Genomic DNA, 26,513 nt, shown 5'->3' with positions numbered 1-26,513 from the left:
GCGGCTCACGACCGGACGTGGGCGGCGAGGAAGTCGTTGAGGGCGGCCCACATCTGCGGATTGAGCTGGGTGTGGCCGCCGGTGCCGACAACGCTGCGGAAATCGACCCCGCTCGCCGCGAACTGGGCGGCCAGGGCGGCGTGCAGCGGTGAGGGCACGCTGGTGTCGGTTGCGTTGAGCAGCAACAGGATCGGCCGGTTGTACCCGGTGGTCGGCACGGCCATATAGCTGTTCACCGCCCCGATGAGCGGGCCGTCGGCGAGCGGCCGGCTCAGCAGCTGGCCGATGCCCAGATCGCTGATGGTGGCATTGATCTGCGGCTGGCACATGGTCCCGATCCGATCGAGCACGGAATGACCCAGCGGCGTCAGATAGCTGTCGACGGCGGCGTCGGGACGTGCGGCTCGCAACCCGGCCAGAATGTCGGTGAGGTAGCCGACCGTTTCGGCGGTACCGGGGATGGCCGGGGTCGTGGGCCCGGCGATCGTGAGCGCCTTCTCGACATCGGATTCGGGATCGATGGCGACGGTGCCGCGGAAGTCGAGATCGGGGGAGTAGGTAGCCTGCAGGTGGCTGGTGGCCAATGCGGCCTGACCGCCCTGCGACGGACCCACTACGGCCCAGGTCCTCGACAGCTCGGGACGGGCTGCTCGGGCCGCGCGCACCATATCGATGGTGGCGGTCGCCTCGCTCTGCAGTTCCAGGTACGGATGCGGGCCGGTGTCGTACAACCCGAGCCCGAGATAATCGGGAGCCACCACCGCGTAGCCCTGGGAGACCAGGGAGCGCATGACATTGTCCTCATCCGCGATGAAGTGGTCGTACGGCGCGGTGCTCGGATCGGATTTACCGCCGCAGCCCATGCCCAAACCGGTGGTGCCGTGATCGAAAGCGACTATCGGCCAGCCGTTTTCGGGCGCCGGTCCGGCCGGGACGAACAGTGCGCCGCTGGCCTGCTTCGGTGCGCCGCCGGAACTGGCCATCCAGTATCGGACGACCGATCCGCCGGGGATGCCATGGAAGCTGTCCGATTGCGATTCGGCCGAGATCAGTGTCCCGGGCGGATCTGCGGCCGCGGGTACGGCATCGAAGGCGACCGCCATACTCGCCGACGCGGTGGCCGCGATGACGGCGCCGGTCCATTTGCGAAGCCCACGCATCGAAGACCCTCCTGAATCGCCAGGCTCAACCGTGCAGTATTCGCTGACTATTCGCCAACCATGTCGGCATTGCAAGGTGACCCGGCGCACCGGAGGTCGCTCGGCAGGTCGGCCCCGTGCTCAGAAGAGCCGGAAGCCCGCTCCGGCGCCGCCGTGCTGATCCATACTGGTCAGGACATTGCCGATGCTGGTGGAGAGGTCGGGCTCGTGCACGGGGTCGGCGGGGTTGGTGCAGGAGGGCATCTGCAGCACCACGCTGCCGAGGTCCAGTAATTGCCCGGCGATGACCATGCCGACCAGTCGGTCGCCGACCAGTACCGGCGCTCCCGAATCGCCGTGATCGGCGCACACATGACTGCTGAAGCCCTCCGGCAGCGTCTGCCAGACCGGGCCGCAGGTGAACCCGGTGGTGCGCCCGTTCTTGCACACCGTCTCCAAAAGTCCTGGCGGCGAACCGATTCCATTCACCACGCTCTGCGTGATCTGCCGCACCGGAACCACCTTGGCCGCATCGAGCTCGATGACCGCCCAGTCCCAGTAGTCGTCGACCTCGGCCACCCTGCCGATCACACCGGTGCGCACCGACCCCTCCGACCAGACCGCGGCGCCGACCTCGCCGCAGTGTCCCGCGGTCACCGCGACCAGCCGATTCCCGCCGTCGAATCCCACGGCGGTCACGGTGCACAGTGCGTAGAGCTGAGGATCGTCGGTGCTGATCGCGATGCCGGAGCCACCGCCCAGAACGGCGGGACCGTCGGCCGCGGCCGTCCCGGGTGTCAGCCCGACGGCGAAAATCGAAGCGGCCGCGATCGATCCGATACTGGTCAGAATTCTGCCGAGAGCCAACATGTCGAACCTCCCGTTGGGGAAGTCGTGCGGATGGGCTGGAACCGAACCAGTGAAACACACCGACCGGACTGTTTTGTATTGAATGTCTGATTGAGTCGATTTGGGCGGGCGATAGCCAACGTCTACTCTCAGGCGAGAGTGGCGCGGGTCACAGTTTGATAGCGGTTCACCGCAATCGCCGCAAACTCTTTCCAGATCCTTTGCATAGTCTTTACGATTACCGCGTTCTGCATAGCGCGTCGTGCTGTCTACAGCCTCGCCCGCAGCTCGCTCTCGATGCCAGTACATGTTGACCGATGAACCGGGCGGCTTCCGCCGTGCCGGCGAAGGAGAAATATGTCCACCGACACCGAACAGCCTCCCCGGACGTCGCTTCCAGGCCTCGCCGAGTTGGTACGCCACGATCTACCGGCTTCGCTAGTGGTATTTCTGGTCTCGTTGCCGCTGTCCATCGGTATTGCCGTCGCCGCCGGAGCCCCGGTGGCCGCCGGTCTTATAGCCGCGGTCGTGGGGGCGGTGGTAGCCGGACTGGTCGGCGGTTCGACACTGCAGGTCAGTGGTCCCACCGCCAGTCTCACCGTGGTCGTCGCCGAGTCGATCAATCAATTCGGCTGGGCCGCCACCTGTTTCATCACCGTCGCGGCCGGCCTGCTGCAAATAGTGTTCGGGCTCAGCCGAATAGCGCGCGGCGCACTGGCCATCGCGCCGGTCGTGGTGCACGCCATGCTCGCCGGGATCGGCATAGTCATCGCGCTGCAGCAGGTGCACGTGCTGCTCGGCGGCAATTCACTGAGCTCCTCGTGGGACAGCCTGGCCGGGCTGCCGCAGGAGCTGCGCTCGGTGCACGGCGGCGATCTCGCCGTCGGTTTGCTGGTGATCGTCATTCTGGTCGCCTGGAAACGTATGCCCGCCCCGGTGCGCGCGGTGCCCGGCCCGCTGGTCGCGGTCGTCGCGGCGACGGCGCTCGCACTGGTGCTTCCGGTCCGGGTCGAGCACATCGTGCTCAACGGCTCGCTGCTGGACGAACTGCGCCTGCCTGAATTGCCGCACGGCAGTTGGGCAACGATCGCGCTCATGGCGGTGACCATCGCGCTCATCGCGAGTGTGGAGACTCTGCTATCGGCCGTGGCGGTCGACCGGATCCGGCAGAACGCCTCGCGCCGTACCGATTTGGATCGAGAACTGATCGGGCAGGGCGTCGCGAACATGGTGTCCGGCTTGATCGGTGGCCTGCCGGTGGCGGCGGTCATCGTCCGCAGTATCACCAATGTGAAGGCGGGCGCGCGCACCAGGGCCTCGACCATGCTGTGCGGGCTGTGGGTGCTGCTGTTCTCGGTGGCGCTGGTCGGGGTGGTGCGGCAGATTCCGAAGGCCGCGCTCGCCGGACTGCTCATCGTGGTCGGCATTCAGCTGATCAAGCTCGCGCACGTGCGCCGCGCCCAGCGCACCGGTGATCTGATCGTCTACGCGGCGACCATCATCGTGGTGGTGTTCTGGAATCTGTTGCTGGGCATGCTCGTCGGCCTCGCACTGGCCTTCGCGCTGCTGCTGTGGCGGGTGGTGCGGGTGTCGGTGAATGCCGAAGCCGTGCAACCCAACCGCTGGCGGGTCACCGTGGACGGAACCTTCACCTTCCTCGCGCTGCCGAAACTCGCGGCCGAGCTCGCGAGGGTGCCCGCCGGTGCGGACGTGACGCTCGAAATGACCGTGGACTTCCTGGACCACGCGGCCTACGACGCCATCGAGGAATGGGTGGCCGGGCAGCGCGCCGGGGGCGGCACCGTCGAATTCGTGGAAATGGGCTCGGTGCGCATGGAAGGCGCGACCGACGGCCCGCCCGCGCGCGGTGACTCGCGGCTCATGCTCAATGAGGCGCTGGCGCCGTGGCGGCGCTCCGGCGGCGATGTCGATCCGATCGTGGCGGGGGTGGCGGCGTACCACCGCAGTCACGCGCACGTGGTGCGCCCGCATCTCGATGTGCTGCGCGATGGGCAGGAACCGGATTCGCTGTTCATCACCTGCGCCGACTCCCGGATTGTGCCGAATGTGATCACCAACAGCGGTCCGGGCGATCTGTTCACGATCCGCAATATCGGCAATCTGGTTCCGGCCGATCGCCAGGACTTCTCGATGGAGGCCGCGCTCATCTACGCCCTCGACAAGCTGGCTGTGCGATCGGTGGTGGTGTGCGGACACTCCGGCTGCGGTGCGATGGCGGCGCTGCATTCGGAATTGGTGACCGGCTCCGAACTCGACGGCTGGCTGGCCAATGCCCGGCCCAGTCTGGAGCTGTACCGGCTCGGGCATCCGGTGGCGCTGGCCGCCGCGGCCGCGGGATTCGGTCCGGTCGATCAGCTCGGCATGGTGAATGTGGCTGTGCAACTGGAAACCCTGTACGCGCATCCGGTGGTACGCCGGGGTGCGGTCGAGCGGGGAGTGGTGCTGTCCGGACTCTTCTTCGATATCGCGACTGCTCGCGTCATCGAGGTCACGGTGGACGGCATTGCCGAAATCGGGGATGTGGGCGGTCGGCTGCAAACTGTCAGCGCGGTATTGCCAGTGTGACGTAGGTCGCTTTTCGGGCGTGAATCCGTAAGGATTCACGCCCGTTTTGCATTGTGGCCGCGCTTTTCTCAGGGTTTACTAAGTCTTTACTTCTAATCTTGGCGAAGCTCGTCCGGTGAGTCTGTGGCCAACGCTGTCCACAGCAGCAATTCGATGCCCACAGAACATATTCGACGCTTCCGGGTCATTCGGCCCGGAGAAGGAGCCGAGATGTCCACCGACACCGATTCACCACCAGGCGGTAACGATGCGCCGCTTCGCAGCGGTGCGGACCGCTGGTCTGCCACCCTGCTGCGTCATGATCTCCCCGCTTCAGTAGTCGTATTCCTTGTTGCGCTACCGCTATCTCTCGGCATTGCCGTCGCCTCCGGCGCCCCGATCGCCGCCGGTCTCATCGCCGCTGTGGTCGGCGGCGTGGTGGTCGGACTGCTCGGCGGCTCCCCGTTGCAGGTCAGCGGCCCGGCCGCCGGTCTGACCGTGGTGGTCGCCGAGACCATCAACCAATTCGGCTGGCGCACGGCGTGTTTCATTACAGCCGCCGCCGGTCTGCTGCAGATTCTGTTCGGCCTCAGCCGTATTGCCCGCGCCGCACTGGCCATCGCACCTGTGGTGGTGCATGCCATGCTCGCCGGTATCGGTATCACCATCGCGCTGCAGCAGCTGCATGTGCTGCTCGGCGGGTCCTCGCGCAGCAGCGCCTGGGAAAACCTGACCGAGATGCCCGCTGAGCTGCTCTCGCTGCACGGCGACGACTTCTTCATCGGCGCCGTCGTCATCGCCATCATGCTGAGTTGGAAGTACGCCCCCGGACGCCTGCGGGTGCTGCCCGGACCGTTGGTCGCGGTCGCCATCGGCACCGGGCTGTCGCTGATCCTGCCCGGCAATGTGGAACGAATCGTCTTGAGCGGCTCGCTCTTCGACGCCATCGGCCTGCCGGAGATCCCGTCCGGCGGCTGGGGCGCGGTCGCCCTCGCGGTGCTGACGATCGCGCTGATCGCCAGCGTGGAGAGTCTGCTGTCGGCGGTCGCCGTCGACAAGATGCACACCGGTCCGCGCACCAATTTCGATCGGGAACTGATGGCGCAGGGCGCGGCCAATGTGACCTCCGGTCTGCTCGGCGGACTGCCGGTCACCGGCGTCATCGTGCGCAGCGCCACCAATGTGCAGGCCGGCGCCCGCACGCGCGCTTCGGCCTTCCTGCACGGCATCTGGATCCTGGTGTTCTCGGTGGCGCTGGTCTCGGTGGTGCAGCAGATACCCAAATCGGCGCTGGCCGGACTGCTCATCGTGGTCGGCATCCAATTGGTGAAGCTGGCGCACATCCGGCTCGCCCATCGCACCGGCGATCTGATGATCTATCTGGTCACCGTGGTGGCCGTGGTCTTCCTGAACCTGCTGGAGGGCGTGCTCATCGGGTTGCTGCTGGCCTTCGCGCTGCTGCTGTGGCGGGTGGTGCGGGTTTCGGTGTCGGCGACTCCGGTGACGGGTACCGACCGCTGGCTGATCAGCATCGACGGCACCTGCACCTTCCTGGCGCTGCCGAAGCTGTCCGCGGAACTGGCCAAGGTGCCTGAGGGGGCGCACGCGCTGGTCGAGCTGAGCGTCGACTTCCTGGATCACGCGGCGTACGAGGCCATTCACGATTGGGCCGCACAGCACGAATCTCATGGTGGCCGAGTCGAATTCGTGGAACTGGGGTCGGCGCCCATGGCCGATGCCCTGACCGGACCGCCGGTGCGCGGTCAGGCCCGGGGGCTGCTGGACGGGGTGCTGCGTCCGTGGCGTGCGGACGGCAATCCCATCACCACCGGTGTGGCCGCCTATCACCGTCGTAATGCGCATGTGGTGCGTCCGCACATGGACCAGCTGCGGGACGGGCAGAATCCGCACTCGCTGTTCATGACGTGCGCGGATTCCCGGATCGTCCCGAACCTGATCACCAATACCGGGCCCGGCGACCTGTTCACCGTCCGCAATGTCGGCAATCTGATTCCGAAGGACGGGCGCGACAACTCCATCGAGGCGGCGCTGTCCTTCGCCCTGGAGGAGTTGCGGGTGGATCAGGTTGTGGTGTGCGGACATTCGGGCTGCGGGGCGATGAAGGCCCTGCTCGGCGGAGTTCCCGCGGGCCCCGGCCTGGGTGACTGGCTGGCCAATGCCGACGCCGGTGTCGACCGCTGGCACCGGGGTCATCCGGTGGGCACGGCTGCCGCGGCCGCCGGCTTCGACCCCGCCGACCAGCTGGCCATGGTCAATGTCGCGGTCCAGCTGGAAACCCTGCGCGCGCACCCGGTGATCCGAAGAACCATGCGGCAGCGCGAGATCGCGGTGTCCGGGTTGTTCTTCGATATCGGGACCGCGAGGGTGCTGCAGATAACCGCCGATGATCTGTCCGAGATATCGGACCCTGACCTAGCGGTCCTGGCAGCAGTGACTCACTGACCGCTCCATTTCCCAGAACGAGCCCCCGGTTTGACTACCGGGGGCTCGTTTCTTGTTGGGACAGTCGACTATTCGCAGGATCGGCGTCGCGTTCAGACGTGCGCCTCGGCGGCTGCCTTCAGGTCCTTCATTCAGGCCTCGAGGCCCGCGCCGAGGAATGCGGTGGAGGTGGGGACGTCGGCTTCGACCTGTGCGCCGCTCCAGTTCTCTTCGGTGCGCACCAGAACGCCGCCGTCGACCTCGGTGAAGTTCCAGACGTGCACACCGTTATCGATGTTCAGCCCGTCGCCGACCGCGGGCCCACTCCAGCGAATGCAGCTGTCCGGCTGCGCATTCCGGACGGTGGAGGTGATGACGAGGGTGGTCGCGGGGGTGGTGGCGGGCACCGGAGTTGTCCAGCGGAATCGCGAGCCCGGCTGGAACGGTCCCTGGTCCGGGCGCTTATTGCTGGTGCGACGATGGCACCGAGCCGGACGGGTTCGCGGGAGCGCTATCGCGCCCAGGTGCGCGAGGAAGTCAGGAAGCACGCCTGGGAGCTCCCCGGAAATAATGTCGGTCCTGCTCGAGGCCTTTGCCGCACAGCCCCGGGGCGGCACCCCGATCCCTTCGGCATCCACCTCGAGACGCACGGCGGCTGGGCCGGCGGTCACCCGGTCCCAGCCGCAACCACTCTCGTTCTGAACCCGCCTGCACGGCGTTCTCTCCCTCGAATTGGCCGGCCAATTCGCCGGAATGGAGTTCGACCCCGCACTCCTCTTCGCCGACGAACTGAGCACGCTCCTCTCGCGCTGATGACGAACGTTCAGTCCGCCTGAGTGATGTAGAAGCGGTTTCCGTCCGGATCGCGAAACGCGAACATCGGTGGGGCGGTCTCCCATTCGAGCAGCGTGCCGACCGTGAATCCGAGCTCGGCGAGCGTGCTGTGCGCGGCGCGCGCATCGGGCGTCGCCAGCCGGATCCCGGTGTCGATCCCGGCGGGCAACTCCTCGGATGCGCGCACAAACGAGAGCGTCGTCTCGGCCCCGGGCGCCCGCAACTCCAGCCATCGAAAGCCCGGCTGCAACTCGGCGTCCAAATGCGTCGTGAACCCGAGCTGCTCCCACAGTGCCTTACTGCGATCCTGGTCGGTCACGGGAACAGCCACGGTGAGTACACCGGCACAAGTCGTCTTGGTCATAACGGAGATGACGACCCGACCCGGCCGAATTCATCGGTGTTCACCGCGGCCGACCGCCCACCGCCTATGGAAGTGTCTGATATTCCCGCACATAGGCGGTATCAACCCCCAGTGCCCCAACACCTCTCGTACCACCGGGATGCCCGAGGGGTGCGCTCCGCCCGGGCAGCGGCTCATTGAAGAAGCGGGCGTTCTCGATGACGAACTGCTCCTGCTCGGGTGGCATGTCATCCTCGTAATAGATCGCCTCGACCGGGCAGGCCGGTTCGCAGGCCCCGCAGTCGATGCATTCGTCGGGCTGGATGTAGGCCATCCGGTTGCCGATGAAGATGCAGTCCATCGGGCACTCCCCGATGCAGGCCCGATCGAGTACGTCTACGCACGCGGCGCCGATTACGAACGTCACGATGTTCTCCTCTGGTGTGCTGGGCCCCGCGACCGGGGGATATCTACGATCCTGGTGATCGCGCGTGCGGTCGGGTAGCGGGCGAACGCCCCCCACCTCATAAGGTGTTCTTATGACCTTGCCGCCCGGCACACCCGATCTCGAGGTGCTGGATCTGCTTGTCTCGGTGGCAGAGTTGGGCAGCCTCGGCGCGGCCGCGCGACGGCACGGCATCAGTCAGCCCGCCGCCGGTATGCGAATCAAGGCACTGGAGCGGCGAATGCAGGTGCGGCTGTTGGATCGCGGGCCCACCGGGTCGGCCTTGACCGACGCCGGGCACGCCGTGGTGGAACTCGGTCGCCCGGTGCTGGCGGCCGCGTTGGAACTGGCGGAGGGAATCGCGGCGCTGCACCGCGTCGCGCGAGCGAGCCTGCGCATTCTGGCCTCGACGACCATTGCGGACCATCGAATTCCGCACTGGCTGAACGCATTGCGGAAGATCCACCCCGAACTGGCCGTGGAATTGGATGTGGCGAACTCCCGGCAGGTGACCGTGGCAGTGCGCGACCGCGAGACCGAGCTCGGTTTTGTCGAAGGGCCCCATCCGCCTGCGGGGTTGGGCAGCCGCGTACTCGTCGCCGACGAGCTCGTGGTGGTCGTCGGCCGGGCGCATCCCTGGGCCACCCGCCGCCGTCCGGTGACTCCGCGCGAACTCGCCGATACCCCGCTGCTGTGGCGGGAGAAGGGTTCCGGAACGCGGGACACCGTGTGGGAAGCGCTCGAAATTCACGGCGCCCCGGCGCAACCGGCCGCCGAATTCGGCTCGGCCGCAGCGATTCTCACCACCGCCCGCAGCGGCGCCGCACCCGCCGTGGTCAGCCGCCTGATCGTGGCGCACGAGCTCCGCGCCGGCACCCTGCACGAGGTACCACTGGCCGACGGCCTCACCCTGACCAGAAAATTCCGCGCCATCTGGCACCGCCGAACCCCTCCCACCGGCCCCGCCGAAGACCTGGTCGAACTCGCCGCCCGTATTGAGCAAGCGCGAACGAACCGGCCCAGATGATCAGAGCCACTCGACGACGCCGACCACGAACCGGCGGAGTACTACCAGCGCGCCCCGGCCGCGTAATGTGGAAGTGTTGATCCTGAGGCATATCACGCGCAGCCCGGTGCACGGTTATGAGCTGCGCAAACATGTCGAACAGGACACCGGAATCACACTGAACAACAACGCGCCGTATCCGGCACTGCGGCGGTTCGAGGACGTCGGCGCCGTCACCAAGACCTCGGAGCAGCAACAAGGCCGCCCGGCCCGCACCGTGTACACACTGACCCCGGTGGGGCGGGAGCTGTTACCTGGAATCGCACCTGGATCATGTTGTGATGTGCGGGCATTCGCCCGACTGCCGGAACCGTCGAACGGCGCGCCTGCGGAAGGCGCCCGGGGCGGTCGACATAGGGTGGGGCGGCTGCTGAGGAAAAGACGGCCTCGCGGTGACATCCTGGTTGGTGAGCCCCGTGGTGGCGGCTGGATCGGAGTCCGATGGAAATGGTTGCGCAGCCCCCTGTTCGGATGAGTGAAGTGCCCGGTACTCGGCTACTGGATCCGCGGTGGCTGGGTGAGCGGATTTCCGATATGGGTATTTCGTGGGGGACTGGGGATGCTCGGGTGTCCGGGACCCTGTGGTGGTGCATGGCTGCGTCGTCGCTGGTGGCTCCGATTGTCGGGGCTTATGCGGAGGGGGTGCCGGCGCTGGACCCCACCTTGGAGCGGATCGGGTGCGAGATTCGGCCCGATGGGGGAGTGGAGCGGGTGCTGCCGCTGACGGGGACGGCTGCTGACGAACTGCCGACGGAATCTGTCGGGCATGCGCTGCGGCACACGCTGTCACGGGTGGTGCCTGTGGTGGCGGAGGTATCCGGTGCGGGGGTGGCTGCGCTGTGGGCGATCGTCGCGGATGCCATCGGCAATCGCGCGCTCGATGCGGGCGCCAAGGAATCGGGTGCGCTGCTGGCCAGGGAGGTGGCGGGGCGGCTGCCGGTGCCTCGATTCAGTGATATCGGAGGCCGTACTTTTGTGCGGCGCATCTCCTGCTGCCTGGTATTCGAGGTGCCGGGCTGCGAGATGTGCACGAGTTGCCCGAAACGACCTGCGGCTGAGCGCGAAAGACTGCTCGCGGAGCTGGCCGCGCGCGGCTGACACCCCGGCACCCGGTCCATCGGCGCACCGCCACCACCGTGCCGATAGCATGGACCGGCCAGACCTCGCGGGGAATTCCCGCGCTAACGACAATGCCTAGGAGTGCGCAGCCGTGACCACCACAGCCCCGAAGAGCCCCGTCGCCCTCGTCCGGGTGTCGGCCGGGACTACGGCGGGTGCCGCGGTGCGCGAGGCCGACCTGCCGAGCAAGGGCCCCGACGCCGTCATCGTCGTCCGTGACGCGGAGGGCAATCTCAAGGATCTGTCCTGGATCCCGGAAGCCGACACCGAGGTCGAGGCCGTCACCGCCGATTCCGAGGACGGCCGCAGCGTCATCCGGCACTCGGCCGCGCATGTGCTCGCGCAGGCCGTGCAGCAGGAGTTCCCGGAGGCCAAGCTCGGCATCGGCCCGCCCATCAAGGACGGCTTCTACTACGACTTCCAGGTCGAGCGCCCCTTCACCCCGGAGGATCTGGCCAAGCTGGAATCCCGGATGAAGAAGATCATCAAAGGCGCACAGCGCTTTTCGCGCCGCGTGACCGATGTCGAGGAAGCTCGCATCGAACTGGCCGGGGAGCCGTTCAAGCTGGAGCTGATCTCCGATAAGTCGGGCATCGACGATCCGGAGGTCATGGAGGTCGGCGGCAAAGAGCTGACCATCTACGACAATCTGGACCCGCGCACCGGCGAAAAGCTGTGGGGCGACCTGTGCCGCGGCCCGCACATCCCGACCACCAAGTACATTCCCGCGTTCAAGCTGACCCGCAGCTCCGCCGCCTACTGGCGGGGTGATCAGAGCCGCGAGGATCTGCAGCGCGTGTACGGCACCGCCTGGGAATCGCAGGAGGCGCAGGAGGAGTACCTGAACCTGCTCGCCGAGGCCGAGAAACGCGATCACCGCAAGCTCGGCCTGGAGCTGGACCTGTTCTCCTTCCCCGACGAGCTGGGCTCCGGCCTGCCGGTGTTCCACCCCAAGGGCGGCATCATCCGCAAAGAGCTCGAGGACTACTCGCGCCGCAGGCACATCGCCGCGGGCTACGAATTCGTCAATACCCCGCACATCACCAAGGGTCATCTCTTCGAGGTCTCCGGTCACCTGGACTGGTACCGCGACGGCATGTTCCCGGCCATGCACCTCGATGCCGAACTCAATGACGACGGCACCGTGCGCAAGCCCGGCCAGGACTACTACGTCAAGCCGATGAACTGCCCGATGCACAACCTGATCTTCCGTTCGCGCGGGCGCTCGTATCGTGAACTGCCGCTGCGCATGTTCGAATTCGGCTCGGTCTACCGCTACGAGAAGTCCGGTGTCATCCACGGCCTGACTCGCGTGCGGGGCATGACCCAGGACGACGCGCACATCTACTGCACCAAGGAGCAGATGCACGCGGAGCTCACCTCCACGCTGCAGTTCGTGCTGAGCCTGCTGCGCGATTACGGCCTCGACGATTTCTACCTGGAGCTGTCCACCAAGGACCCCAAGAAGTTCGTCGGCTCCGACGAGCTGTGGGAGGAGGCCACCGAAACCCTGCGCAAGGTGGCCACCGACTCCGGCCTGGACCTGGTGCCGGACCCGGGCGGCGCGGCCTTCTACGGCCCGAAGATCTCCGTGCAGGCCAAGGACGCACTGGGCCGCACCTGGCAGATGTCCACCATCCAGCTGGACTTCAACCTGCCCGAGCGCTTCGAGCTGGAGTACACCGGCTCCGATGGCCAGAAGCACCGGCCGGTCATGATCCACCGCGCGCTCTTCGGATCCATCGAACGCTTCTTCGGCGTGCTCACCGAGCACTACGCGGGCGCGTTCCCGGCCTGGCTGTCGCCGGTGCAGGTGGTCGGCATCCCGGTCGCCGAGGCTTTCGCCGAGCACCTCGACGGTGTGATCGAGCAGCTGCGCGAGCACGATGTGCGCGCCGAGGTGGACCGCAGCGACGACCGCATGCAGAAGAAGATCTTCAACCAGACTGCGCAGAAGGTGCCCTTCATGCTGCTCGCCGGCGCGAAGGATGTGGAGGCGGGCGCGGTCAGCTTCCGTTTCCGCGACGGCACCCAGGTCAATGGAGTTCCGGTCGCGGAGGCGGTGTCCACGATCATCGAGTGGATCAGGCGCCGCGAGAACGAGTCTCCGACCGCGCAGCGTTTCGAGAAGGCGAACGGGTAGGGCATGAGCGAATTCACGGCGCCCGGCGGTCTCACCGAAGACGCTGCGGGGCTTGCAGATTCGACGCCGCGGGAGACGATCGTCGATCGCGGCGCCGGCGACCCCGACCGCCTGCAGCGGTTGTGGACGCCGTACCGCATGTCCTACATCACCGGGGCGACCGGTGAGCGGCAGCCCGCCGACGATTCGAATGCCGACGCGGACTCGAATGCGGACGCGCCCAAGAAGACCGGCCATCCGTTCACCGACATCCCCGAGATGTCGGATGAGGACGGCCTGGTCCTGGCGCGCGGCGAATTCGTATACGCGGTGCTGAACCTGTACCCGTACAACCCCGGCCACATGATGGTGGTGCCCTACCGCCGGGTGGCCAATCTCGAGGACCTCACGCTCGACGAGAGCACCGAACTGATGGCCTTCACCCAGCAGGCGATTCGCGTCATGAAGCGGGTCTCGCGGCCGGAAGGATTCAATGTCGGCCTGAATCTCGGTGGCGTTGCCGGTGGTTCACTCGCCGATCACCTGCATCAACATATCGTGCCCCGCTGGAGTGGCGACGCGAACTTCATTACCGTCGTCGGCGGAGTGAAGGTCATGCCGCAGCTGCTACGGGAAACCCGGGCACTGCTGGCGGGAGCCTGGAAGGAGGCGTAGATGAGCGACAATCGCGCAGCGGATCATCGAAGCCGACCGGGTGCGGGTGTCCCGCAGGATACGGAAGGAAGCCGAATAGCGTGCTGAGCTTCTTCGGTCGCGAGACGTTCGCCAAAGCGACTGCGCCCCTGGGCAAAGCCTTGGTGAGCACCGGACTCACACCGGATGCCATGACGCTGATCGGCACCACCGCCTCGATTGCCGCGGCGGTGACGCTGTTCCCGTCCGGTCACCTGTTCTGGGGAACCATGGTGATCTGGCTGTTCGTCATGTTCGACATGCTGGACGGCGCCATGGCCCGGGCGCGTGGCGGCGGCACCAAATACGGCGCCGTGCTCGATGCCACCTGTGACCGGGTGGCGGACGGCGCGATCTTCGGCGGATTGGCCTGGTGGGCCGTCTATCACGAGAACTCGAAGGTGCTTTTCGCGGCTACCCTGGTGGTATTGGTGACCTCGCAGGTCATCTCGTACGCCAAGGCGCGCGCGGAGGCCAGCGGACTCTCGGCCGACGGCGGCATCATCGAGCGCCCCGACCGTCTGGTCATCGGTCTCGTCGGCGCCGGATTCACCGGCATCGGCGGGTATTTCGAGATCGACTGGCTCACCTACGCGGTGTATGTGGCCATCTATGTTCTGGCGGTGCTGAGCATCGTCACTGTCTTCCAGCGTGTGCTGGCCGTGCGCAATTCGCCTGGCGCACGCGACATTATCGCCCCCGTGGCGAAGGCGCCGGAGGAACACCAGCGGTGAGCACCGATTTCACGTCCGCGATGACCGATAAGGCGTACGCGGCCGGATGGGCTCTGGTGCGCGGACTTCCGGAGGGCACGGCGCGCCGCGGTTTCGATGCCGGAGCCGATGTGGGCGCCCGCCGGATGAATCGGAAGGCGCACACCGGGCATCCGAATCAGTTGCGGCGCAACCTCGCCCGGGTGATCGGTACAACGCCCGAGCAGGTGCCCGACGATCTGGTCCGTGCGAGCATGCGGTCCTATGCCCGCTACTGGCGTGAGGCGTTCCGGCTGCCCGGCATGGACCATGCGGAGATGGTCAGGTCGGGCCGGCTGTTCGTCAACGAGGTCGAGCATCTGGAGGCCGCGCTGGCCGCCGGTCGCGGCGCGGTATTGGCGCTCCCGCATTCCGGCAACTGGGATATGGCCGGTGTGTGGCTGGTGCAGAACCACGGCCCCTTTTCGACGGTCAATGAACGGCTGCAGCCGGAATCGCTGTTCGAGCGCTTCGTCGAATACCGCGAGAGCCTCGGCTTCGAGGTCTTCCCGCTCACCGGTGGTGAGCAGCCGCCGTTCCCGCAATTGGCGGATCGCCTGCGGCACAACCGCGTGGTGTGTCTCATGGGCGAGCGCGATCTCACCGGCAAGGGTGTGCCGGTCGACTTCTTCGGCGAGCGCACCTGGATGCCCGCCGGTGCGGCGAAACTGGCCATCGAGACCGGCGCGGCGCTGATTCCGGTGCACTGCTGGAACACCGTCGATGCGCAGGGCCGCGAAGGCTGGGGTTTCAAGACCGAAGCGGCGCTGGATGTTTCGGGTGGCGCGGCGGCGGCGACCCAGCTGCTGGCGAATCGATTCGCGGCCAATATCGCCGAACATCCCGCCGACTGGCACATGCTGCAACCGCTGTGGGAAAGTGATCTGTCGCAGTCGCGGCTGGACCGCATCGCGGCGGCGCAGCAGACTGTCACAAAGGATCGTGTGGGGATTCGGGAGCCCGGCACAGCCGAAGGCGTTGATGTACACAGTGCCGAAGGCGTTGATGTACACAGTGCCGAAGGCGTTGATGCACACACAGCCGAAGGCGTTGAGGGACACAGCGCGAACGGCGTCGACGGGCACAGGGGAGACGCAGCACTATGAGAATCGGCATGGTCTGCCCGTACTCGTTCGATGTGCCGGGTGGTGTGCAGTCGCATGTCGTGGAACTGGCCCAGGTACTGCTGGAGCGCGGTCACAAGGTGAGCGTGCTCGCACCCGCCGCCGATGACACACCGCTGCCGGACTATGTGGTCTCGGCCGGTAAAGCGGTCGCCATTCCGTACAACGGGTCCGTCGCGCGACTGTCCTTCGGCCCCACCGCGTACACCCGCATCCGCCGCTGGATCGGCGACAACGACTTCGACGTGCTGCACATTCACGAGCCGAACGCCCCCAGCCTGTCGATGCTGGCCCTGAAGATCGCCGAGGGCCCGATCGTCGCGACCTTCCACACCTCGACCACAAAATCATTGGTGCTCAGTACTTTTCAGGGTGTGCTGCGGCCGTATCACGAGAAGATCAGCGGGCGGATCGCAGTCTCCGAGCTGGCGCGGCGCTGGCAGGTGGAGGCGCTCGGCGGGGATGCCGTCGAAATCCCCAATGGCGTCGATGTTCCCGCGTTCGCGCACGCCCCGCTGCTGGAGGGCTACCCGCGCGCCGGTGGCACCGTGCTGTTTCTGGGCCGCTACGACGAGCCGCGCAAGGGTATGGACGTGCTGCTGGGCGCACTGCCCGGACTGGTACGCCGCCATCCCGATATCGAGGTGCTGATCGTGGGCCGCGGCGATGAGGAGCGACTGCGCCGCGAGGCCGGTGAAAACGCCTCGCACCTGCGCTTTCTCGGGCAGGTTTCGGATGCGGAGAAGGCCTCGGCCATGCGCAGCGCCGATGTGTACTGCGCACCCAACCTCGGCGGCGAAAGCTTCGGCATCGTGCTGGTGGAGGCCATGGCCGCCGGAACCGCCGTGGTCGCCAGCGATCTGGACGCCTTCCGCCGGGTGCTGCGCGACGGCACCGCGGGCATGCTGGTGCCGGTCGGCGATTCGGAGCTGCTCGCCGCGGCGCTCGATGCAGTGCTCACCGATTCCGATCGCCGCGCGGAACTCATCCGCACCGCGAATCAGGTTGTCGGCGAATATGATTGGCCGGTCGTCGCCGAGCAGATCCTGCGCGTCTACGAAACCGTCACCGTGGGCGATTCCCGCGTCAGGACCGCTGGATGATCACTTTCTCCGCGACCACGATTCTGGTTCTCGCCTTAATCGCGGCGCTTGTCATCACCCTGGGCGTCTGGGCCTACACCACCGCCAATCGCCTCGACCGGCTGCACGTGCGCAGCGATCAGGCGCGGAATGCCTTGAGCGCCGCGCTCGATCGGCGCGCGGTGGTGGCCCGGACGGTGGCCACCGTGCTCGGTGTCAATGCCGAGCCGGAACGCGCTGACCAGGCCCGACACCTCGTCGCCCTGGCCGGACGGGCCGAGCGCACCGACTGGCGTGACCGGGAGACGGTCGAGAATCAGCTGGCCGGAGCGCTTTCCGCGGTCGAGATCTCGCAATTGCCGCCGCAGCTGGTGGCCGAGCTCGCCGATGCCGAGGCACGGGTCTTGATTGCCAGGCGTTTTCACAATGACGCGGTGCGCGACACGCTGGCACTGCGTACCCGCCGCTCGGTCCGCCTGCTGCACCTGGGCGGAACCGCGCCGCTGCCCACGTATTTCGAGATCGCCGAACGCGTGACGGCCGCCGCCTCCACCGGTTTGGAGGTCGATACCGTGCGCACCTCCGCGCGGGTGCTGCTGCTGGATGAGGACAATCGGGTGCTGCTGCTGCGCGGCCGCGATCCCAAAGTCCCCGATGTCGAATTCTGGTTCACCATTGGCGGCGGCGTCGATCCGGGTGAAACCTTGCGCGAGGCCGCAATTCGCGAGCTATACGAAGAAACCGGTTATCCCGCCGACTCTTCCGCACTGCACGGTCCGCTCTGGCGTCGTGTGGCGGTATTCCCGTTCAATGGCGAACTGATTCGTTCCGAAGAACTGTTCTTTGTCCTTCGGGCTAAAAATTTCGAACCTAATCCGGCAAAATTAGATTTTGTCGAACGACGGTCCATTACCGGTAGTAAGTGGTGTCATGCCGCCGATATCGCGGCCCTCGATCGGTCCGGCGAAACGGTGTATCCCTATCATCTGGACGAGCTGCTGGAAGAAGCCATCGCCGCAGCTGACGGCCGTGCAGACCCTGAGGTCCGCTCGATTCGCTGATGGTCCCGCAACGCCGAACGCCACCGTAGACGACTGTGGTCATCTTCGGTGGCGTTCGGATTCCGGAGAAAAGGGCTTCGAATACTCTCGAGCCCTCGTTCGCATCCTGGTCAGATGAAGAATCCCAGTGTGCTGAGGAATGCGCCAGCGGCGATTACTGCTGCGCCGAAGAGGGTGCTGAGTCCGAGTCCTAGCAACATGATTTCTTTCCTTTCGTCCTTCCGCAGCTTGCGGATGTACCCGGTTAATCTCACGCAAACCGTGATGCGTTTCACCTTTTTCGGCACAAAATCAAAATAGGCGTTTGACCGGCCACCGTTCTCGCAGTCCGGTGGCTGGGATCGGAGCCCGAAAGCGCGTGGCCGCTCGCGTCGCCGGCATTACCGTGGGCCGTTCAACAACGGCTATGCGATAGGGACGTCCGAAATGAAGCTGATGTACGCGTTGTGGGGTGCCGATCTGGACGAGCGGCTGCATGCCGCCGAGCTGCGGCACCGACTGGCGGATATCGGGGCCACCGAGTGGCAGGTGAACGTCCGCGACGTGGAAGTGGCCGCGGCCCAGGTGCGGCACAGCACCTATGACGAGCCGATCGCCGCCATTGTGAGCGTGCGCACCGGCGGCGGGCACGAGGCCGTCACGGCCGCCCTGACCACCGTGTCCACCGAGGTGAACGGCTGGATCGTCGACGAGCGGGCGCCGATCGTGCCGCCGCCGGTCGAGAACGGGGTGCGCACGCCGGCGCTGGCGAACTTCGCCCTGCTCCGCATCCCCGCCGAGCTGACCCGCGAGGAATGGCTGCACCGCTGGCACGACCTGCACACCCCGGTGGCGATCGAAACCCAGGACACCTTCGGCTACGTCCAGAACACCGTCCTGGAACCCGTGACGGAGGGCAGGCGCGTCGACGCTCTCGTCGAGGAGCTGTTCCCCATGGCGGCCATGACCAGTGCCCACGCCTTCTACGGCGCGGGCGATGACGACGCCGAACTCCAGCGCCGCGTGACCCGCATGATGGAAAGCGTCGTCAGCTTCGGCGCCCACCTGGACCTCGACCTGGTCCCCACCAGCCGGTACGTGTACAAACTCTGACAGAAATGGGCTCGCCACGACCACGAAAGGTGGTGGTGGCGAGCCCTTCTCGTTGTCAGGGTCGGCGGGGCTGTCAGCGGCCGAGTTTGTCCTTGACCGCCTTGACGGCGCCGCCCACGGCGTCCTTGACCTCGTCGACGGCCTTCTCCAGGCCCGATTCGATCTGATCGGCCTTGCCTTCGGCGCGCAGATCGTCGTCTCCGGTGATATTGCCGGCGGCCTCCTTGGCCTTGCCGCCGAATTCCTGCGCCTTCTGGCCGATCTTGTCGTTGAGAGACATTTCGAATCCTCCGTAGGGGTGGTCGAACTTTGTCGTACTCGGACAGGACACTCCGGCCAGCCTACTGTCACGCGGCAACCGATGAGACAACGATCACTGATACAGCTGCGTGACGATCTGCGACGGCGGGTGTCTTCCTGTCGTAAGCGATGAGGAGGTGCTGTGACCGTGCCAGAGGCAGCACCCGAGGTGGAGTCGGACGATGCGACCCTGGCCGCTCGGGTGCGTGACGGTGATGTCCGAGCCTATGAGCAGCTAGTTGTTCGCTATCAGGGACAGATGTTCCGGCTGGCGTCGCGGATTCTCGCGGATCGGGCAGAGGCGGAGGACATCGTGCAGGAGGTCTTCTTGACCGCCTGGCGGCGTATCGGCCAATTGCAGGACGACGGCGCCTTCGCGGGCTGGCTCTACCGCATGACCACCAACCGCTGCCTGAATCTGCTGCGGTCCCGGCAACTTCCGGCCGACGTCGATCCCGACGCCACCGCATCGCCGCGCACCGAGACCCAGCCCGAGCAGGCGGTGCAGGTCAGCAGCCAGCTCGAGGCGCTGACCGTGGCATTGCAGCAGCTCACCCCCGAACAGCGGGCCTGCTGGCTATTACGTGAGGTACACGGCCGGTCCTATGAGGAAATCGGCGAGATCGTCGGCGCCAATGCCACCGCGGTACGCGGTCGCATCGCGCGGGCCCGAGCACAGTTGGCGGAGGTGATGAAGCCATGGCGGTGACCGACACCGAGCAGGAAGACTATCTACTGCCCTGCGGCCGTGGCCTGGAACGCGTGTGGGAGCGCCTCGACAGCGTGCAGAACGGCGGCGGGGACGCGCACGAGGCCACCTGTGTGCACTGCCGGACGGCACGCGACAGCCTGCTGGGCCTGCGCACCGCGACCCAGGAGCTGATCGACGAACCCGATCCGCCGCCCTCGGATCTGGTGGAGCGCATCATGTCCGCGGTGCGCGCGGAATTGCGGCGCGGCCAAGCCCTGAGCCTGCCGACCCCGCATGCGGGCGTGGTCGCGGTGAGCGAGCAGGCCGCCGCGGTAGTGCTGCGTTTCGCCGCCGACAGCGTGCCCGGTGTCCGTGCCCGGCGCTGCCGGATCAGCAATGTCGGCATCGGCCCGGAAGGTGAGACCGTCGTGCACATTTCGATGACCATCGCGGTGCGCGTCAACGGCGACGGCGTCCAGGGCTTGGTGCCGAAGGTCCGGGAACGCGTCACGGCCGCCGCGTCCGCCCGCACGGGCCTGCTGGTCGGACGGCTGGATATCGCGATCGTGGATGTCTATCAGGAGGGCGGCCGGTGAGCGCTGCGGCAACCCGGTCCGAACTCGTGGTCGCGGACGCGGTGGTGGCGGGCGTCGCCGCCCGGGCCGCGGCCGCGGTGCACGGTGTGGTCCGGGTCGAACCCGGCCTGCGCGGCCTGGTCGCCGAATTGACCCGGGCCGGACGGCAACTGTGGACCGGATTCGAGACCGCGCCCACCGACGGCGTGCGCGTGCTGCGTGACGACGGCGTGCTCGCGGTGCAGTTGGAGATCGCGATCGGCCCGGAACGTCATGCCGGTGTGGTCGCGACCGCGGTGCAGCACGGGGTGATCCAGACCGTGCGCGAGCAGACCGGGGTGCGCATCGACGAGGTGTCGGTGCTGGTCGTCGACATCGAACCGGAGGCGCGGTGAAGGACACGGGGGAGTTGACCGACAAGATCGCCGAGGCGATATCGGCGCTGACCGGCCTGCGACTGGAATCCTCGATCAAGGATGGCGTGCGCCTGCCCTGGCCGAGCCGGTCCACCGCGATCGATCTGGGTCACAACAGCGTCGAAATCCGGGTTGTCGCAACTACTTTGCCGCTGCCGCCGCTGCTGGAGAGGGTGACCGTAGCAGTCGAGCCCCTGCTCGCGGACACCCGCTGGTCCGGCGTGACCGTGCGCCTGATCGTGACCCAGCTCGAGGCCGCGGCGTTCGGGGCGGGCCCGTGAGCTGTGTCACGCCGCCGTGACAGGCGGCCGAATGCCGGGTCCCACCAGTGCAGTTTCGTTTCATCCGTTCCAACACAAGGGAATCAGGAGGCAGACATGACCGCTACCGCAACCGAGAAGCCGAAGGCCGAGACCGCGACCGCAAAGGCTTCGGCCAACTCGTCCAGCGCCCTGCGGAGTGAGCAGGGCACCACCAGCATCGCCGATATCGTGGTGCAGAAGGTCGCGGGCCTGGCCGCCCGCAATGTACGCGGTGTGCACGATCTCGGCGGCGGCACGGCCCGGGCGTTCGGCGCCATCCGCGACCGCATTCCCGGTGCTTCCGCCAGTGTGGGACAGGGTGTTTCGGTGGAGGTGGGCGAGACCCAGGCGGCCGTCGATCTGGAGATCGTCGTCGAATACGGTGTCGCCATCGCCGAATTGGCGCAGTCCATCCGCCGCAATGTGATCTCCGCGATCGAGCAGATGACCGGGCTCGAGGTCGTCGAGGTCAATATCAATGTCAATGACGTCTACATCCCCGAGGACGATGACGCCCCCGCTTCCGGAGCCACTCGCGTCCAGTAAGTCGCCCGCCTCGTAGAGGGAGTCGCAGATGAACGCCACATCGATCTGCCTGGCCGTCGGTCTCGCGCTCGGATTCGCCGCTGCCTTCGGCGGATTCGGCGCCTTCGCCATCGTCCTGGTGTTCGCCGCGCTGGGCCTGGTCGCCGGGCGCTGGCTGGACGGTGAGATCGACCTGTCCGGATTATTGCGCTCGGCCCGGGACCGGGGCCGGCGATGACCACCACCGTCGTACTCGAACCCGCGGGACGGACGACGGTGAGCAAGCGTGCCGTGGAACGCATTGCGGCGCGCGCCGCCCGCGAGATCGACGGCGTGGCGGACGGGGTCACGGTGGATGCCAGCGTGTCGGGTGATTCCGCTGTGCTGCGCATGCGGTTGCCGATCCGGTATCCGCTGCCGGTGCTCCGGATCGCCGAGGAGTGCCGGACCCATGTGATCAGCCGGACCGGTGAGCTCACGGGGGTGACGGTGACGGCTTTGGATATCGCGATCGCCGCCATGGTTGTCGAATCCGTCTCGGCGGCAACCGGTTCCGGGCGGAGGGTGCGGTGATCCGCCGCCCGCGCCGGGTCGGCCCGGCCGTGGTGGTGGCGCTGGCGCTGCTCGCACTGTGCGTCGTCACGGCGGTCTCGCTGATCGGGCGGCTGCTGGGCAGATCGGAAGTGGTGTCCTACGACTCGGTCGCGCACCGATTGCACGACACCCACTGGAGTGACGGACTGGTGCTCGGCGTGGGAGTGGCCGCCGCGGTGGCGGGTGTGCTCCTGCTCGCGCTGGCACTGCTGCCCGGACGGCCGGTGGTGGTGGCGCTCGACGAGGTCGACGGCAGCTCCGCCGGAGTGTCGCGGCGCAGTCTGCGTGCCGCTCTGCGCCGCGCGGCCGGTGCTGTGCACGGCGTGGATTCCGCGCGAGTTCGTGTGGGGAGCAAGAAGATTCTGGTGTCGGCGCGTACCGGGCGCATCGGCTCGGACGAGGTGGACGGCGCGGTGCGGGATGCGGTGACCGGCACGCTGGAGCGCATCGCCCCGGCTCGGCCGGCGACCGTCCGGACCCGGCTGCGATCGACAGGTAAAGGGGAGAATCGATGACGTCGATCAATCGTCCGGCCCGGCTCAATCGGGCACTGCTCGGTCTGCTCGGTCTGCTGCTACTGGCGGCGGGCGGGTACGCGATTGCCGCCAATCGCGGCCATCTCGGGTGGCTGGATTCGCAGGGAACGCTGGCGCCGGGCACGGGCGCGCCGCCGCACTGGGTGTTGGTGGTCATTGTGATCGGTGCCATTGTGATCGGATTGCTCTGTCTGCGTTGGCTACTCGCGCAGGTGTTCCGATTGCCGCGCGCGGTGGAATGGGACCTGTCCAGCGAACAGTCCTCCGGTGCAACGGTATTGGCCTCATCGGTCGCCGCCGATGCGGTGGCGGCCGATATCGAGAGCTATGCCGACGCCCGGTCGGTGTCGGCGTTCCTGTCGGGTCCGGGGCGCGCGCCGGAACTGCATCTCATCGTCACAGCCGAGCCCGGTGCGGATATCACCGCGCTGCGCCGCCGGATTCTGGGTGAGGCGGTGGCGCGGTTGCGGGAGGCGCTCGGGGTCGGGGTCGTTCCCGTCACCATGGAATTGCGGTTCGCCGACAGCGCCGCCCGCGTGCGCTGACCCGGCCGATGCCTCTGCTGCGGTACCGGCGGGCCATCGCGGAGCAAGCGGGGCCGAAGTCTGCGGACCGCAGTGGTCGGAGGGCGCCGAGGTCGGGCACACCTTCCGGGGCACCACGGACCGCGTGCGAGTGCGCTACACCCATACCGCTGGGATCGAACCGGTTTGGCACGAGGCCATTTGGGGCATAGCACGATCGGGGTGTGGTCGATCCGCATCTCGGTTAGTGTCGAAGCGGTTTGCCGCGTATGGGATGCGGTGGGCCGAGTGTGGAAGGTGAACTGATTCGTGTCTTATCTGCTCTACGACTTCCTGGTGCCCTACATGGGTGAGTCCGCGGCCCAGTACTGGGCGACGATGTTCGTGATCGGCGCGCCCGACTAGCGGTCGGGCCGCGCAGTAGCGAAGCGATTGCGTGTCAGCTGTGACGCCCGTCATTGGATTGACGGCGGGCAGTCCAGTCGTGCCGGACTGGCTATCAAGTGGCCTGCTCCGGGGGCCTAGAATCGGAGTGTTCGAGTCCGAGCGATCGATTGGCCCACATGACACAGGAGTTTGCCGTGACCACGCCCGACACCACACCCGCCATCGGCACCGCCCGCGTGAAGCGCGGCATGGCCGAGATGCTGAAGGGCGGTGTGATCATGGATGTTGTCAATGCGGAGCAGGCCAAGATCGCCGAAGATGCCGGCGCCGTCGCCGTCATGGCCCTCGAGCGTGTCCCCGCAGACATTCGCGCCCAGGGTGGCGTTTCCCGCATGTCCGATCCGGACATGATCGACGGCATCATCGCCGCCGTCTCCATCCCGGTCATGGCCAAGGCCCGCATCGGCCACTTCGTGGAGGCGCAGATCCTGCAGTCCCTCGGCGTCGACTACATCGACGAGTCCGAGGTGCTGACTCCCGCCGACTACGCCAACCACATCGACAAGTGGAACTTCACCGCGCCCTTCGTCTGTGGCGCCACCAACCTGGGTGAGGCCCTGCGCCGGATCACCGAGGGCGCGGCCATGATCCGCTCCAAGGGTGAGGCCGGCACCGGCGACGTCTCCAATGCCACCACCCACATGCGCAAGATCCGCGGCGAGCTGCGCCGCCTGAGCACCCTGGCCGAGGACGAGCTGTTCGTCGCCGCCAAGGAGCTGCAGGCCCCGTACGAGCTGGTCCGCGAGGTCGCCGAGACCGGCAAGCTGCCGGTTGTGCTCTTCACCGCCGGTGGCATCGCCACCCCGGCCGACGCCGCCATGATGATGCAGCTGGGCGCCGAGGGCGTCTTCGTCGGCTCCGGTATCTTCAAGTCCGGCAACCCGGCGCAGCGCGCCGCCGCCATCGTGAAGGCCACCACCTTCTTCGACGATCCGGATGTGCTGGCGAAGGTTTCGCGTGGCCTGGGTGAGGCCATGGTCGGCATCAATGTCGAGGAGATCCCGGAGCCGCACCGCCTCGCCGAGCGCGGCTGGTAATCGCTCGCGGTTTATCGCAGACTTGCGCCGCCGGAGAGCCTGAAAAGGGCTCTCCGGCGGCGTTTTTCACGTGGAGGACTCGGGGGCGGAAGTCGAAGATCAGATCAGTGTTCCGGGGAGGTTGCTGTGACCGCTCGCCGTCAAGGGACGAATACGCGAGCCTCCGGGGTGACGTGGGCGCGGTCGCACCGCCGTTTGCCTGCGCACTTGTGCTCCAGCAAACCCTGGCTAATTTTCTAGGATTGTACTGCGGCAAATTTACTACCTGCTGATTTATCGATACTCTTCGCCACAGTTGCCGATCTGAATGTCGGCGCGAAGCCTTCTGGCAAGGAGTCCGCATGCTGGAAATCGACCAGTTCACCTATGGTTGGTTGACCCCCGTGCTCGCCTATCTCATGTCCGTCCTCGGCTCGTTGCTGGCGCTGCGCTGCATGGTGCGGGCGCGCGGTCAGGCGGGGCGCGGCGGCAACGGCTGGGTCGCGACCGGGGCGATCGCGCTGGGCGGCACCGGCATCTGGGTCATGCATTTCATTGCGATGCTGGGTTTTTCGGTGCAGGACGCGACGATTCGGTACAACGTGCCGATCACCGTGTTCAGCGCCCTCATCGCGATGGGCGTTGTGTGGCTGGGGCTTTCGATCGTGGTGCACCGGCACGGCGGGGAATTGTTCGCGCTGGTCATCGGCGGGGCGATCACCGGGCTCGGGGTCGCGGGGATGCACTACGCCGGTATGTACGCCATGAAAACCGATGCGACAGTGCGGTACGACCCGTGGGTGGTGCTGCTGTCGCTGGTGATCGCCATTGTCGCGGCGACGGCGGCGCTCTGGTTCGCGCTGCATGTGCACGGCATACTCGCCACCATCGGCGCGGCGCTGATCATGGGAATCGCGGTGTGCGGCATGCATTACACCGGTATGTTCGCCATGCACGCCCATGTCGCCGAGCACATGCACGCGCCGGCCGGGGCGCAGGCGAACCAGCTGCTGACCCCGCTCATCGTCGGCGTCAGCATGGTCACCATGCTCATGCTGTTCCAGGTCGGCATCACCGATATCGACGAGCCCGATCTCAGCCGCATCCGCGGTCAGTACGCGAGCAGGTTCTGGCCCAGCGAGAGGGATGTTGTGCACCAGAAGTTCGATCCGGACGACTTCCCCACCGAGACGTTCGAACCGCACCATCGGGAGTACTGAAACACTGTGGCGTGAAATCGATTTCGTCCGATTACAGCGGTATCAGGGCGCGGAGATAGCGGCCCCGGTAGCGGCGCTGGGCAACAAGAATCAGTGGGAACAACGCCTGCCAGACGCCGGTGGGGGCGGGCCGGGTCACCGAACGAATGGTGAGCGCGACCGTCCCGTCCGGGCTGCGATGAACGATGAACGCCTCTTCCCCTGAGACCGGATGCCCCGGCAGCGTGCCGTAGGCGAACCCGCAACGGATCAATGTCTCCACCACGGCGACAACGCGCACCGGCTCGTGAATCGCGAACGGCCCGAACGCCGCAGTGATTCGATACTCGGCCCCGGTCGCCACCCGCAACTCGGCCCCCGGCTGCGGCTCGACCCGGAACCCGCTGCGCCGCTTTACTTCCCAGCTCATCACCGCCTCGGCAGCCCGCCGCCAGTCGACCTCCCCGTGTCCGACGACAACAGTCCTCTCATACCCGCGGTACCCCGAACCGGCGCCGCCCCAGTCGATATCGCCGGGACGGGTCGAACCCACCGGTCCGTAGTTGAGCCCCCCACCACCGCTTTCCGACCTGTTCCGCACCATGACGCTCCCGTCGGGGTGTCCCGCTTTTCCTCCGTCAGGCTATCGGCGTTGGACGC

Annotated in this window: 29 protein-coding genes and 1 pseudogene; 23 read left to right on the top strand and 7 right to left on the bottom strand. The window is 66.7% G+C overall.

The window, feature by feature from the left end:
- Positions 1–5: 5 nt before the first annotated feature.
- Entirely contained in the window at positions 6–1,160 is a 1,155-nt protein-coding gene (locus OG716_RS17550) for a lipase family protein (RefSeq protein WP_405138635.1), read from the bottom strand.
- A gap of 120 nt (positions 1,161–1,280) precedes the next feature.
- Positions 1,281–2,009, bottom strand: coding sequence for a S1 family peptidase (locus tag OG716_RS17545; protein WP_405138634.1), 729 nt, complete (start codon positions 2,007–2,009; stop codon positions 1,281–1,283).
- A gap of 336 nt (positions 2,010–2,345) precedes the next feature.
- Between OG716_RS17545 and OG716_RS17540 the strand changes: the two genes are divergently transcribed.
- A complete protein-coding gene (locus tag OG716_RS17540) occupies positions 2,346–4,574 on the top strand; it encodes a SulP family inorganic anion transporter (protein ID WP_405138633.1) in 2,229 nt (742 codons plus the stop codon).
- 210 nt (positions 4,575–4,784) lie between these two features.
- Positions 4,785–7,016, top strand: a complete 2,232-nt coding sequence (locus tag OG716_RS17535) for a SulP family inorganic anion transporter (protein ID WP_405138632.1) — start codon at positions 4,785–4,787, stop codon at positions 7,014–7,016.
- Between the two features lie 131 nt (positions 7,017–7,147).
- On the opposite strand, the gene OG716_RS17530 is transcribed toward OG716_RS17535, so the two are convergent.
- The 3 genes from OG716_RS17530 to fdxA form a co-directional block, all read right to left on the bottom strand.
- Positions 7,148–7,543 (bottom strand): hypothetical protein, encoded by a 396-nt coding sequence (locus tag OG716_RS17530; RefSeq protein ID WP_405138631.1) that lies wholly within the window; start codon positions 7,541–7,543, stop codon positions 7,148–7,150.
- Positions 7,544–7,818: 275 nt separating this feature from the next.
- On the bottom strand, positions 7,819–8,193 hold the full coding sequence (locus tag OG716_RS17525; RefSeq protein WP_405138630.1) for a VOC family protein: 375 nt from the start codon (positions 8,191–8,193) through the stop codon (positions 7,819–7,821).
- Between the two features lie 64 nt (positions 8,194–8,257).
- A complete protein-coding gene (gene fdxA / locus OG716_RS17520) occupies positions 8,258–8,599 on the bottom strand; it encodes a ferredoxin (RefSeq protein WP_405138629.1) in 342 nt (113 codons plus the stop codon).
- A 112-nt stretch (positions 8,600–8,711) separates the two neighbouring features.
- On the opposite strand from fdxA, the gene OG716_RS17515 reads away from it, so the two are divergent.
- From OG716_RS17515 to OG716_RS17470, 10 genes and pseudogenes are all read left to right on the top strand, one after another.
- A complete protein-coding gene (locus OG716_RS17515; protein WP_405138628.1) occupies positions 8,712–9,644 on the top strand; it encodes a LysR family transcriptional regulator in 933 nt (310 codons plus the stop codon).
- Between the two features lie 67 nt (positions 9,645–9,711).
- A complete protein-coding gene (locus OG716_RS17510; RefSeq protein WP_405139731.1) occupies positions 9,712–10,158 on the top strand; it encodes a PadR family transcriptional regulator in 447 nt (148 codons plus the stop codon).
- A gap of 116 nt (positions 10,159–10,274) precedes the next feature.
- Positions 10,275–10,781: a (2Fe-2S)-binding protein gene (locus OG716_RS17505; RefSeq protein ID WP_405138627.1), complete on the top strand. Its 507-nt coding sequence runs from the start codon at positions 10,275–10,277 to the stop codon at positions 10,779–10,781.
- Between the two features lie 112 nt (positions 10,782–10,893).
- Complete coding sequence (gene thrS / locus OG716_RS17500) at positions 10,894–12,945, top strand: threonine--tRNA ligase (RefSeq protein ID WP_405138626.1); 2,052 nt, start codon at positions 10,894–10,896, stop codon at positions 12,943–12,945.
- 3 nt (positions 12,946–12,948) lie between these two features.
- Positions 12,949–13,599 carry an HIT family protein gene (locus OG716_RS17495; protein ID WP_405138625.1) on the top strand — a complete coding sequence of 217 codons (651 nt, stop codon included), beginning with the start codon at positions 12,949–12,951 and terminating at the stop codon, positions 13,597–13,599.
- Between the two features lie 80 nt (positions 13,600–13,679).
- Positions 13,680–14,351: a phosphatidylinositol phosphate synthase gene (pgsA, locus tag OG716_RS17490; RefSeq protein ID WP_355120511.1), complete on the top strand. Its 672-nt coding sequence runs from the start codon at positions 13,680–13,682 to the stop codon at positions 14,349–14,351.
- A 20-nt stretch (positions 14,352–14,371) separates the two neighbouring features.
- Positions 14,372–15,286, top strand: a pseudogene (locus OG716_RS17485) (phosphatidylinositol mannoside acyltransferase); the annotation flags it as partial.
- 185 nt (positions 15,287–15,471) lie between these two features.
- Positions 15,472–16,596, top strand: coding sequence for a glycosyltransferase family 4 protein (locus tag OG716_RS17480; protein WP_405138624.1), 1,125 nt, complete (start codon positions 15,472–15,474; stop codon positions 16,594–16,596).
- A complete protein-coding gene (locus OG716_RS17475) occupies positions 16,596–17,636 on the top strand; it encodes an NUDIX domain-containing protein (protein WP_405139729.1) in 1,041 nt (346 codons plus the stop codon). Before OG716_RS17480 ends, OG716_RS17475 begins: the two co-directional genes overlap by 1 nt.
- A 426-nt stretch (positions 17,637–18,062) precedes the next feature.
- Positions 18,063–18,728: a hypothetical protein gene (locus OG716_RS17470; RefSeq protein WP_405138623.1), complete on the top strand. Its 666-nt coding sequence runs from the start codon at positions 18,063–18,065 to the stop codon at positions 18,726–18,728.
- 73 nt (positions 18,729–18,801) lie between these two features.
- Here OG716_RS17470 and OG716_RS17465 read toward each other — a convergent pair whose 3' ends face one another.
- The gene (locus OG716_RS17465) at positions 18,802–19,008 is read right to left on the bottom strand and encodes a CsbD family protein (protein WP_405138622.1); all 207 of its coding nucleotides are present in this window, start codon (positions 19,006–19,008) and stop codon (positions 18,802–18,804) included.
- Between the two features lie 162 nt (positions 19,009–19,170).
- Here OG716_RS17465 and OG716_RS17460 point away from each other — a divergent pair, with 162 nt between their 5' ends.
- The 11 genes from OG716_RS17460 to OG716_RS17410 all read left to right on the top strand — a co-directional run bounded on the left by OG716_RS17460 (position 19,171) and on the right by OG716_RS17410 (position 25,874).
- Positions 19,171–19,737 (top strand): RNA polymerase sigma factor, encoded by a 567-nt coding sequence (locus tag OG716_RS17460; protein WP_405138621.1) that lies wholly within the window; start codon positions 19,171–19,173, stop codon positions 19,735–19,737.
- Entirely contained in the window at positions 19,728–20,315 is a 588-nt protein-coding gene (locus tag OG716_RS17455; RefSeq protein WP_405138620.1) for an Asp23/Gls24 family envelope stress response protein, read from the top strand. The genes OG716_RS17460 and OG716_RS17455 overlap by 10 nt, the downstream gene beginning before the upstream one ends.
- Complete coding sequence (locus OG716_RS17450; protein WP_405138619.1) at positions 20,312–20,689, top strand: Asp23/Gls24 family envelope stress response protein; 378 nt, start codon at positions 20,312–20,314, stop codon at positions 20,687–20,689. Before OG716_RS17455 ends, OG716_RS17450 begins: the two co-directional genes overlap by 4 nt.
- Positions 20,686–20,991 (top strand): hypothetical protein, encoded by a 306-nt coding sequence (locus tag OG716_RS17445; protein ID WP_405138618.1) that lies wholly within the window; start codon positions 20,686–20,688, stop codon positions 20,989–20,991. The genes OG716_RS17450 and OG716_RS17445 overlap by 4 nt, the downstream gene beginning before the upstream one ends.
- A 96-nt stretch (positions 20,992–21,087) precedes the next feature.
- A complete protein-coding gene (locus OG716_RS17440) occupies positions 21,088–21,558 on the top strand; it encodes an Asp23/Gls24 family envelope stress response protein (protein ID WP_405138617.1) in 471 nt (156 codons plus the stop codon).
- Between the two features lie 28 nt (positions 21,559–21,586).
- Complete coding sequence (locus OG716_RS17435) at positions 21,587–21,775, top strand: hypothetical protein (protein WP_297610533.1); 189 nt, start codon at positions 21,587–21,589, stop codon at positions 21,773–21,775.
- A complete protein-coding gene (locus OG716_RS17430) occupies positions 21,772–22,110 on the top strand; it encodes an Asp23/Gls24 family envelope stress response protein (RefSeq protein ID WP_405138616.1) in 339 nt (112 codons plus the stop codon). The genes OG716_RS17435 and OG716_RS17430 overlap by 4 nt, the downstream gene beginning before the upstream one ends.
- Positions 22,107–22,646 carry a DUF6286 domain-containing protein gene (locus OG716_RS17425; RefSeq protein WP_405138615.1) on the top strand — a complete coding sequence of 180 codons (540 nt, stop codon included), beginning with the start codon at positions 22,107–22,109 and terminating at the stop codon, positions 22,644–22,646. The genes OG716_RS17430 and OG716_RS17425 overlap by 4 nt, the downstream gene beginning before the upstream one ends.
- Positions 22,643–23,212, top strand: coding sequence for an alkaline shock response membrane anchor protein AmaP (locus OG716_RS17420; protein WP_355120489.1), 570 nt, complete (start codon positions 22,643–22,645; stop codon positions 23,210–23,212). The genes OG716_RS17425 and OG716_RS17420 overlap by 4 nt, the downstream gene beginning before the upstream one ends.
- Positions 23,213–23,754: 542 nt before the next feature.
- Entirely contained in the window at positions 23,755–24,675 is a 921-nt protein-coding gene (gene pdxS, locus OG716_RS17415) for a pyridoxal 5'-phosphate synthase lyase subunit PdxS (protein ID WP_297621788.1), read from the top strand.
- Between the two features lie 341 nt (positions 24,676–25,016).
- Entirely contained in the window at positions 25,017–25,874 is an 858-nt protein-coding gene (locus tag OG716_RS17410; protein ID WP_405138614.1) for an MHYT domain-containing protein, read from the top strand.
- Positions 25,875–25,905: 31 nt separating this feature from the next.
- Here OG716_RS17410 and OG716_RS17405 read toward each other — a convergent pair whose 3' ends face one another.
- On the bottom strand, positions 25,906–26,457 hold the full coding sequence (locus OG716_RS17405; protein WP_405138613.1) for a DUF1990 family protein: 552 nt from the start codon (positions 26,455–26,457) through the stop codon (positions 25,906–25,908).
- Positions 26,458–26,513 lie beyond the last annotated feature (56 nt).

It is taken from the genome of Nocardia sp. NBC_01388, assembly GCF_045040085.1.
Lineage (GTDB): Bacteria > Actinomycetota > Actinomycetes > Mycobacteriales > Mycobacteriaceae > Nocardia.
This window is presented reverse-complemented; position numbering and strand designations above follow the sequence as displayed.